9 protein-coding genes are annotated in these 10457 nt (G+C 62.0%); 5 read left to right on the forward strand and 4 right to left on the reverse strand.

Annotated elements, in window-relative coordinates; genetic code table 11:
* Nucleotides 1-53 precede the first annotated feature (53 nt).
* The 3 genes from ACSC1P_RS21595 to ACSC1P_RS21605 all read right to left on the reverse strand — a co-directional run bounded on the left by ACSC1P_RS21595 (nt 54) and on the right by ACSC1P_RS21605 (nt 3448).
* Nucleotides 54-1691 carry a ribonuclease H-like domain-containing protein gene (locus ACSC1P_RS21595; protein WP_435362291.1) on the reverse strand — a complete coding sequence of 546 codons (1638 nt, stop codon included), beginning with the start codon at nt 1689-1691 and terminating at the stop codon, nt 54-56.
* Nucleotides 1692-1703: 12 nt separating this feature from the next.
* On the reverse strand, nt 1704-2495 hold the full coding sequence (locus tag ACSC1P_RS21600; protein WP_435362292.1) for a class I SAM-dependent methyltransferase: 792 nt from the start codon (nt 2493-2495) through the stop codon (nt 1704-1706).
* 65 nt (nt 2496-2560) lie between these two features.
* Complete coding sequence (locus ACSC1P_RS21605; protein WP_435362293.1) at nt 2561-3448, reverse strand: DICT sensory domain-containing protein; 888 nt, start codon at nt 3446-3448, stop codon at nt 2561-2563.
* Nucleotides 3449-5209: 1761 nt separating this feature from the next.
* Between ACSC1P_RS21605 and ACSC1P_RS21610 the strand changes: the two genes are divergently transcribed.
* The 3 genes from ACSC1P_RS21610 (at nt 5210) to ACSC1P_RS21620 (ending at nt 7474) form a co-directional block, all read left to right on the forward strand.
* Nucleotides 5210-6412: a Cdc6/Cdc18 family protein gene (locus ACSC1P_RS21610; protein ID WP_435362294.1), complete on the forward strand. Its 1203-nt coding sequence runs from the start codon at nt 5210-5212 to the stop codon at nt 6410-6412.
* Between the two features lie 472 nt (nt 6413-6884).
* Entirely contained in the window at nt 6885-7070 is a 186-nt protein-coding gene (locus ACSC1P_RS21615; protein WP_435362295.1) for a DUF7836 family putative zinc-binding protein, read from the forward strand.
* 107 nt (nt 7071-7177) lie between these two features.
* A complete protein-coding gene (locus tag ACSC1P_RS21620) occupies nt 7178-7474 on the forward strand; it encodes a hypothetical protein (protein WP_435362296.1) in 297 nt (98 codons plus the stop codon).
* Nucleotides 7475-7572: 98 nt separating this feature from the next.
* On the opposite strand, the gene ACSC1P_RS21625 is transcribed toward ACSC1P_RS21620, so the two are convergent.
* Complete coding sequence (locus tag ACSC1P_RS21625; protein ID WP_435362297.1) at nt 7573-7941, reverse strand: winged helix-turn-helix transcriptional regulator; 369 nt, start codon at nt 7939-7941, stop codon at nt 7573-7575.
* A 226-nt stretch (nt 7942-8167) separates the two neighbouring features.
* On the opposite strand from ACSC1P_RS21625, the gene ACSC1P_RS21630 reads away from it, so the two are divergent.
* Together ACSC1P_RS21630 and ilvA are read left to right on the forward strand one after the other, a co-directional pair.
* Entirely contained in the window at nt 8168-8869 is a 702-nt protein-coding gene (locus ACSC1P_RS21630) for a DUF4013 domain-containing protein (protein ID WP_435362298.1), read from the forward strand.
* 88 nt (nt 8870-8957) lie between these two features.
* Complete coding sequence (gene ilvA, locus ACSC1P_RS21635) at nt 8958-10172, forward strand: threonine ammonia-lyase (RefSeq protein WP_435362299.1); 1215 nt, start codon at nt 8958-8960, stop codon at nt 10170-10172.
* The last annotated feature ends 285 nt before the right edge of the window (nt 10173-10457 follow it).

Raw genomic sequence — 10457 nt, forward strand, 5'->3', positions numbered from 1 at the left:
AGCACGGCCGAGTAGTAGACGGACCACGAATCGACTAACGGACCGCGAATCGACTACCACTCCGTGAGCGACCCCTGTCTCCCCGCATCGCGCTGGCGTGACCGCCCGCCGCCGAGGAGTCGGCCAGCGTCGTCGATAGCGTCGTACACGTACGCCAGCGAACGAACGTCGTCTTCACAGTACGTCTCGTACGCGTCCCAGTCTGGGTCGATTTTGACGGGGTCTGCGACCCACTCCCGATATCGGCGAGCGACGGTCGCGCCGTCGAGACCGGTGTCGTCGCCGTCCCAGCCGAGCGCTGTCGCCACGTCGCCGAGTCGATTGGTGAGACCGGGCAGGATAGCGTTCCCGTCCTTTACGGCCCACTCGTACGGGTCGAAGCGATACGTCGCGGTCCACAGGTCGCGGTAGGACGGGCAGTGGTCGACTATCTGGTCGTGGAGTGCCTCGAAGTCGAAGCCCCAGCCGTTGTACGCGACGACGGGCCGCCCGCGAGCGTTCGCCGCGTACCACGCAGCGAACGCCTCGACCGGTTCACCCGGGTCGTCGGGGTCGCGCTGTCTGAACCTCGTGTAGTCGCCGGTCGCCGCGTCGAGGACGCCGATTAGCCAGATGGCGCTCGGGGCGAGTCCGTCCGTCTCGATGTCGATGAAGACGGGGTCGGCCTCGGGAAGTGCGCCGTCGCCCGTGTAGACGACCCGCCCCTCGGCCATCGCGGTGGCCGCCTGTGAGACGGACTGAGCGACCGACTCGCCGAAACCATCGATGGCCGCGATGTCGGCCGGGGAAGCCTTGGCGACTGCCTCTCGGGTGCGAAAGCCAGCACTGCGGAGTGCTCTCGCCCGGCGCGCGCCGACACCGGAGAGCGCCCGGAGACCGAGCCTCGTCGTGCGAACCGTCTCGGTCGAGACCGTTCCGTCGGCGGCGAGCGTGAGACACGTGAGTTGATAGCTGTCGCCGCCGGCGGTGCCGCCAGTGCCACCCTCGCCACCGCCTGCGCCGTGGACGACGAATCCATCCCAGTCACGTCTGTAGTCACTCGGAAGGACACCGGAGACGTGGGTGTAGTGGCCGGTAGCGTCGGCGAGCGCCGCCTCGTACACAGGCTGGCCTTCGAGTGATGCAGAGAGCGTCGTCGTGTCGAGCGACACGTCGAGCAGGTTGCTCAGCACGTACGTCTCGGTCCGCGGGTCGAGCGAGCCCTCACGCTCGTGGTCGGAGACGGTCGACAACGTCTCCACGTCCGGAGCGACGAAGAGTTGTGGACGAATCGCAGACTCGTCGAGTTCGATTTCAGACCGGGGTTCGGATACGGACTTGGGTTCAGGTTCGGATACGGACTTGGGTTCGGAACCAGGTTCAGGCTCGGGACCGGGGCCGGAGTCGGAACCGGGGTCGGAGTCGGGACCGCGTTCAGAGCCGGAATCGGATTCGTCGTGTCGTTCTCCACTATCCGTGGGCGGCAGCGAGACGAGCCCACCGCCGCGCGTCGGGTCACCCGGGACGAGCAGCGGCCGGTCGTCTGCGACCCGGGCGAGCGCGGACTGCGCGCGCCGGTCCGGTGCGTGGCTCGGGACGAAGACAGCGTCGGGGTCGAAGTGCGAAAACACGTCGCGCAGCGCGTACTCGGTGGCCTCGCGGGCGAACGACGGTGGAATCGAGAGGACGCGGACGGTCGTGTCCCGGACCATATCCAGTCGTCGTCACCGCGACGGCAAGAGCGTATCGACGAAGCGAGAGATTCGACCGCTTTCGGTACTGTCACCGTCGCCACCAGCACGTACAGGCCCACGGCGTCTGAACCGTCCCCGAACGAACGGCGCGACCGGTGGCACACCGACGTCGAGTGTGTCGTACTCGACGACCGTGAACCGGTCGTCCGCGAGCAATACCTCCCCGGTCGGGCGGGCGAGGTGGCAGCCAGCCGCGACGTGCTTCCACGCCGGCGTGAGTAGTTCCTGTCCGCGAGCGAGTCGGCCGTCGGCTCGAACGTGTTCCAGCACGCGGAGTTCACCGCCGGGACGGAGGACTCGGCTAAACTCGTCGAGCGCCGCGTCGAGGTCCGAAACCGTACAGAGAACCAGCGACGCGACGACCACGTCGACCGACTCGTCTGCGAGTGGCAGCGATTCGGCCCCGGCGTCGACGAGCGTCACGTCGAGACCACACTCCCGTGCGCGGCGCTCGGCCCGTTCGCGCATGTGCGCGTCCGGTTCGACGGCGACGACGGAGAGACCGCGCGATGTGGCGGACGAGGAGGCTGCGGCGTAGAACGGAAACATCGCGCCGGTCCCACTACCGACGTCGAGAATACGGAGTGTCGAATCGGGCCGGAGTATCGAATCAGGCGTCGTCGACTCGATACGCGACAGGTCCGCCATCAGCCAGCGACGATGTGGTTCGAGTCGTGACTCGAAGGGACGAGTGAGCGGGTCGTACACGGCCGCGAACAACGGGTGGTCGTGGGAGTCATTGGACATGGTCGTAGAAGTCATTAGGCATGAGTCGGGGATGTCGGTGATAGGTGGCGTCTCAGTCTGTGTTCCGCTCCAGACCGCACTCAGGACGCATCCTTGCCGGCTGACCCGTCCTCGGACTGGAACGCCGTCTCGATGTAGCCCGCGACATCGGCGACCCGGTCGGCGTCGAACGTCCAGAACCCCTTCCACTCGTTCTGGCCCGTCGCGTAGCAGACGAGCGCGGCGTCGAGCGACTCGTCGGTCGGGTGCTGATAGACCACGAACCACGACCGGCGGAGTTCCTCGTCGTCCTCGGTACCGTGGATGGCGATGGACGAGGCCGGCGACGGTCTCCAGTCCGGCACACCGTAGAGGTTGACGGCGACGTCCGTCTCGCCGAGTGCTTCGTACACCTTCTCGGTCCCGCGCTCGTCCTCGATACGAGAGAGGTACTGGAAGCCAGCGTGGAGTTCACCGACACCTTCCTGCCAGGCCCGCGCTTCGATGAACCGCGATAGCTCGATGAGCAGGAACTTCTGTTTTCGTGTGTCAGGGTAGCCGACGACCGAGAAGACGATGTCTGAGAGTGAGAGCAACGCTTCTGGCGTCTCGACCTGGTCGAGAGCTCTCGCACCACTGATGTAGGTGTCCGAGTTCACGAACAGAATCGTGTCCGCGACGGATTCGAGCGACGAACTGTGAGTCGAAGCCGGCTCACTACCACTGTCGACTGTTGGCGTCGACTTGTCATCGACTGTTGGCGTCGTCTCGTCATCGACGGCTGTCGTGGTGGCTGCGCCGATGCCGGCACCGACGACGATTCGGTCGGTGTCGAGCTCGTCCGGTATGTGTACTTCATCGAGCGCGACCGGTTGGTCGGTAAAGAGGTCTTCGAGCATCTCCTGAACGAGGTCGACCTCCGTCCGATTCACGACGGTGAGCGTCCGCCGTTCGCCTTCGAGGTCCCCCATGAGATCGAGCAGCGCCATAGATACGGATACAGGTACGTCTCCACGACCCCGGATAATAAACATTCTCGCTATGTGTTCATCGGTGCTCGGCCATCGCTCGACCGTCGCCCGATCATTCCTCGACTGTCGGCGTCGCGGAGGCTCCCACCGACACGAGCCAACACGAATCGAGACGAATCGGGACGAGTACACTCGACACGAGTCCAGCGGAGAATCGCACCACTCCAGTGGTGGAACGAGAGAAGTGTGGCGAGACGAGAGACGTTCGGTGACACACCTCGTTTCCGGTGAATCTTACCGGACGTCTGACTGAATCAGTCGAGAACGACGAATTGCTGCGCCAGTTCGGCGGCGTCGTATCGATGACTGGACACCACGTTTCCGGTGAAATAAACGAGGACGGGCGGGCACACCACGTTTCCGGTGAAAGTTATCAGTGGTCTGGCTCCGCTAGAGTAGCCCGGCTCCGCTGGGTGACCAACCACGTGAGCAGCGGAAGTACGTGCGGGAAACTCGCGGGACATTGCTGAACAGACACACACCGGGTTTCCGGTGAAACACGGTCGGTGAAACGACGGGGTCGACGAACCCGGTGAGAGAGAAGACCATGGGTGTACCAACACACACCGGGTTTCCGGTGAAACACGGCCGATGGAACACGGGCCGGAGGAGAGGTACCGAAGAAAAGAGTCGGAGGTGGAGGACACCTCATTTCCGATGAAACCGTGCGTTGAGTCGATGAGCAAGACGGGGTCGGTGTACGAACGAGGCGGAGAGGGCGGCCGAAACAGTGAGACACACACCGCACGAGACAATGCAGACAATAGGGCCAAACCAGTGAGGCGACGAACAGCAGTTTCTGAAAGCGGTTTCTGAACCGGTTACCCGGGTCGAGTGGTGAGACGAGTGGGCGGAGAGGATGAGTAGACACACACACCGGGTTTCCGGTGAAATCGGTTGCGAGGGAGGGGGAGGGTGGCAGGAGGCGGCGAAATCTACCGGTAACAGCACGGTATCAGCCGAGGCGGACTCGTTGTTTCCACCAAAACAGCTCTAGAAACCGACTAGAAAGTTAGTTAGACTTAAATAGTTAATGGGTGAAAAGTCCATTGACCCTTTCGCAAACGTAGAAGCGAATACTTTCGCTGGTCGTGCAAACGACACAGTGGAAGTCTTCCCTTCTTCTCGTCATCGACCGTCACTCTCTTTGAACGAGATGGAAGGACGTCGATGCAGATGGAACAATGTCGGTGCAGATGGAACAATGTCGGTGCAGATGGAACAATGTCGGTGCAGATCGAATTTCGCCGACGCAAGTTCGGTCGTCGATAGGTCACCGTACTCAGACACGTTCTACGTACGGTCAATCCGTCAGAAGATGGTTATCGAGCGGTATCCCATACGGGACCTCGACCAGTAGTACCCAAGTTCGACGGTGAACTAGCCCCTTCGTGAGTGGGGCCGACCAGCATTTCGAGTACTTCGGGTGGTTCGTCTGCTTCCACTGTTTCCGCTGTTTCATCTGGAACCCTCCCCACCTTCGGAGCCCGTTTCACCGGAAACCCGGTGTGTGTGTCTCGGGTACCACCCCGACGCAGTCTACGGGTAACATGACACAACCACTATTTCATCTGGAACCCCTCTCCTCCTTCGGAGCCCGTTTCACCGGAAACCCGGTGTGTGTGTCTCCCGCCTTTCGACCAGGCCGTCTCGGGCCCGACCTCACCACCGGTTGGGAAACAGCCAAGTCGTTTCACCGGAAACGTGGTGTCAACAGAAATGACGAGTGCGGATGATTTGTTCGTCCGGGAGGATGCTATCTTCGCCAACAAGGAACTCCTGGAGATCAACCACCTGCCGGACGAGGGGCGAATCGTCGGGCGAGACGAGGAGATATCGAACCTGGCGAACGCGGTCAACCCGGCCATCTTCGGGCAGAGCCCGAGCAACGTGCTCATCTTCGGGAAGACTGGTACTGGAAAGTCGCTGTGTGCGAAGTACGTCTCGAACCGACTGACCGAGACCGCCGGTGAAGAGGGCGTCAACGCCGAGTACGCCTACGTCGACTGCGCGCAGGACTCGACCGAGACACAGGCGGTCCAGACCATCGCGAAGTCGCTGAACGACCCCGAGGTGACCGACATCTCGGTGCCGGATAAGGGCATCAGCACGTCGACGTACTACAAGCGACTCTGGGTCATCCTCGACGAGCTGTACGACGTGTCACTCGTCATCCTCGACGAAATCGACAAACTGGACAACGACGACATCCTGATGCAACTCTCGCGCGCCGGCGAGGCCGGGAAGATTACGAACTGCAAAATCGGCGTCATCGGCATCAGTAACAAGATCAAGTACAAAGACCGGATGGACGAGCGCGTCAAGTCTAGCCTCTGTGAGCGTGAGTACGTCTTCCCGCCGTACGACGCCTCCCAACTCCGCGAGATAATGACCGCTCGTGGCGACGCGTTCAAACAGGGCGTGCTGGACGACGGGGTCATCCCACGCGCTGCTGCACTCGCCGCCCGGGAACACGGTGACGCGCGCAAGGCTATCGACATGCTGCGCTATGCGGGCGAAATCGCGCAGTCGAAGGGTGCAGAACTGGTCCGGGAAGGGTTCGTCACCGAGGCGCGCGAGCGCGCCGAGACCGACCGATTCCGTGAACTCATTCGAGGGTCGACGCCACACTCGCGGTACGTCTTGCAGGCGCTCACGGTCCTCTCACTCAACGAACCCGACGAAGGTGGGTTCAGGACCACCCGTATCTACGATATGTACGAGCAAATTTGCAGACAGGCCGGGACGTCGGCGCTCTCGCTCCGTCGAGTTCGTGACCTGCTGAAAGAACACGCGTTCCTCGATATCATCGAGCAGTCGCGCCACAGCGGCGGCAGCGCCGAGGGGAGTTACACTGAACACCAGTTGCTGGAAGACCCCGAAGTCCTCCGCAAAGTACTGACCGAAACGGAAGAAGAATGAGGGCTATGTAGCCCGACGTACACGGTTCCCTCGGGTGGTTTCAGCGGAAACGAGGTGTGTTCATCGCTCCTGTCGTCTCTGCGATCGTCGACGGCATCTGTGGTCGACGATGGCGTCTCTCGACTCCACCAGCGAGCCGTGCTTCGTTTTCGCCACCGAATTCGCCTCGTCTTCACCGGAAACACGGTGTCTGGCTGTCGGTGGCTGCGATAGCTCGTTTCGTCTGTTCCCCATCCGACTATCACTCGGTCGTTTCCGAGCGTGATCAGTCGGCAGCCACCGGTACCACGTCTGCTGATTGGAGGGGCGATGCTGACCGCGCTGATTACACCGGAAACGAGGTGTGCGGTGCGGCCACTCGGGAGGCGGTTCTGCACCGATTCGTAGCGTGACTGGGCCACAACGCAGGACTGGTTACCGCGCAGTACAGGTACGAGCAACCGTTTTCCTTGGTCGGCGCGAATGTCAGTACATGCGAAAAGCTTGGATTCAGCTGCAGTGTTCGGCGTGTGGGGAAACCTGGGAGTCCGACCCCGTCGAACTGGCGAGTCCGAAGACGCCGTTTACCTGCAAGCACTGTGGGTCCGAGCGGCGACTCTCGGAGTTCGCACAGACTGCGACTGACCTGAAGATTCTCCGGGACTTCCACGCGGAGTGACGAACGACGGCAGCGCTCTGCCGCGGCTGCTGTAGTGTTCTGTTGCGACGGCTGCGTTCTCCCGCCGGCACGGGACTTTTACTACGAATGGCGTGTACCTATGTGTCATGGCAATGGTCGACGATGTCCCGCCAGCGGTCGAAGCGCTCGCCGAGAAGATGGGGACCGCGTACGTCCAGTCCGAGTTCGACATCGCCCGAACACTGGCGACGGCCGACGAACCGCTCTCTGTCGCGACACTGTCCGAGCGGACGGGGTACACCGAACGGACCATCACGAAGCGACTCGGCACGCTCGACGACCGCCTCGGTGGCGAACCGCTCGCCCGTCTCGACGGCGACGGCCGCGGTTCGTTACATCCACTGCTGGCACGGGCACTCAGAGAACGTGTCGAGTCTGTCTGATGCGGTTTGATGCGGTTCTGCGCACTCGTCGGCCAGTCTCGCCACCGTCTGGCTGGTGAGTCTCACTGCGTCACCGTTCAGCCGACGTGTCTCGGCAGTCAGTTGGACGACTCGTCTGGATGTTCGAGATGCTCCGTTCCCCACTTCGCCATCTCCATGATGACGGATTCGAGTGACTCACCACGGTCGGTGAGCGAGTATCGGACTCGAAACGGTTTCTCGCTGATGACGGTTCGCTCGACGAGCGTCTTCTCTGCGAGGTCGTCGAGGCTGTCCGAGAGTACTTTGCTGGAGATACCGTCGACGTCGTTTTTCAGGTCGTTGAACCCCTGTGGTCCGTTGCTCAGGAGTCGATGAACGATGACAGGGTGCCACTTCTTCCCGATCAACGACGCGGTCGTGGTGACTGGACACCACTCCTCGCCAGCACACCAGACTTCGAGCTTGCCGTCCTCGGTGACGTCCATGCCTCTCGATACACGGTATGTCGGCAAGTAGGTTACTGAAGGATACCCCTTTGATACGACTGGTCGATAGTTCGTCGTCGCCGTTCTATCCAGTTCGATGCAACGTTCGCTTGCTACTTTCAATGCACTATAGATAGAAGAAATAAACACAGCGCGCCTACATACTACGTTGGTCACGTGTCGGTACTCACCGCGAGGTACCCGTAGCTGGCCAGTGGTGAGATACATGATACAAGAAGCGTTCGCCTACATCGGGAGATCGGAGGACTCGTCCAAGACCCTCGCTATCGGCACACTACTCATACTGCTCGGGATTCTCATCGTCCCGCTCGTCTTCCTGCTGGGCTTTTACGTTCGACTCTTCCGGCACGCCCGGACCGACGACGACATGCCCGAGTTCGACCACTGGAAAGAACTAGGCATCGACGGGCTCAAGGCCATGGTCATTACGTTCGTCTACAGTCTCGTGCCGATACTGCTCCTGACGTTCGGTATCGCGATGGCCAACCCGACCATCGATTCGACTACCGGGGCAATTACGAACCTCGAGTTCACCACGGCGAGTATCGTCATGCTGGGTATCGGGCTGTTCGTGCTGGCGCTCGTCGCGTACTTCCAGCCGATCGCACTCACCCACTTCGCCGAGGCCAGAAAGTTGGGCAAGGCCTTCGCGTTCGGTGAGTTCAAACAGGCTGCGACCAGTTCGACGTACGCCACCGCTTGGCTGCTCGCGATACTCGTCGGCATCGTCGGTGGGGCCGTGACCGGCCTCCTCACCGCGCTTCCGCTGCTCGGATTCTTCTTCGCCGCACTGGTGTCGTTCTACCTCATCACCGTCACCTCGTACCTCTACGCGCGCGGTGTCGGCGTGTCTGAAGGGCTTCCCGAGAAGCCCGAACCTGGCGACGTCACCGGCCCTGCAGTCTGAAGACTCGTTTTTCGGTTGTATCGACGGCCGGCGCGCAGCGAGCGCGGACGCCGAACCCGTTAAACGGTCGACGGCCGAACGCGGAACCATGATTGGAATCGAAGACGTGCGCGCGGCGCGGACACGACTCGACGAGGACTCGGTCGTCAAGCGCACGCCGGTCGAGTACAGTCGGTCGCTGTCCGAACTGGTCGGTGGTGACGTCCACCTGAAGATGGAACACCTCCAGTGGACTGGCTCGTTCAAGACTCGCGGTGCGTACAACAAAATCGCGCAACTGGCAGATGGGGACGGCGTCGACGCCGTGGTCGCAGCCAGTGCGGGGAACCACGCACAGGGTGTCGCCCTCGCCGCGACCGAACTCGGTGTCGAGTCGACTATCGTGATGCCAAAGACGGCACCGCAGACGAAGATAGACGCCACGGGAGACTACGGAGCCGATGTCGTCCTCCACGGGCGCGACTTCCAGGCCGCGATGGCGCACGCCCAGTCGATGGCAGCCGACAGCGACGCGACGTTCATCCACGCCTACGACGACCCGGACATCATCGCGGGGCAGGGCACGCTCGGCATCGAGATGTACGAAGCCTGCCCCGACGTGGACACAGTCGTCGTCCCCATCGGCGGCGGCGGGCTCATCTCGGGCGTCGCGACCGCGTTCAAACACCTCGCGCCCGACGTGCGCGTAGTCGGCGTGCAGGCCGATGGCGCGGCGACAGTCCCCGACAGCCTCGACAAGGGCGAACCGAAGACGCTCGACGACGTGAACACCATCGCCGACGGCATCGCGACCGGCGGTATCGCGCCACTGACGTACGAACACATCGACGCCTACGTGGACGAGGTAGTCACCGTCAGCGACGACGACATTACACGGGCAATCCTCATCCTGCTCGAACGCGCGAAGCAGGTCGTCGAAGGGGCGGGCGCGGCCTCTGTCGCCGCCATCCTCGGTGACGACCTCGACGTCTCTGACGAGACGGTGATGCCGCTTCTGTGCGGCGGGAACCTCGACATGACCATGCTCCGGACCGTCGTCACGCACGCGCTGACCGCGCGTGAACAGCTCATCCGCCTCCGCGTCCTCATCCACGACGAACCCGGCCGGATGAGCGAGGTATCGGGCATCATCGCCGACCACAGCGCGAACATCCGAACGGTTCGCCACGACCGGGAGGTCGACGACCTCAACATCGGCGAGGCGTACCTCGACTTCCACATCGAGACTAGCGGGCACGAACAGACCGCTCGCATCGTCACGGCCATCGAAGACCACGGATACGACGTAGAGCGACTCAACTAACGCTTTTCGGCGGCTCTCCGTTCTCTAACTCCTCCCCGTTCTGAATATTCATCCCTCCGCACGCGCACGTGCCTGAAACAAAAAACAGAAATTGTACACTCACTATGTGTTTTCGCGTGACTGTCCCACGTTCCGTCGTGTCGTGTCCTCGCGTGTCAGGGCGCTCCCGATTCGTAGGCCTTTTATATTGACCGGGTATTCGTACATAATGTGAAGGGCGCCCCGGGCGACGGGGTGCCTCGGACACACCCCAGTCGGGGTGCGTCCACCCACGTATGAGGATTC

It is taken from the genome of Haloarchaeobius caseinilyticus, assembly GCF_051207395.1.
Lineage (GTDB): Archaea > Halobacteriota > Halobacteria > Halobacteriales > Natrialbaceae > Haloarchaeobius.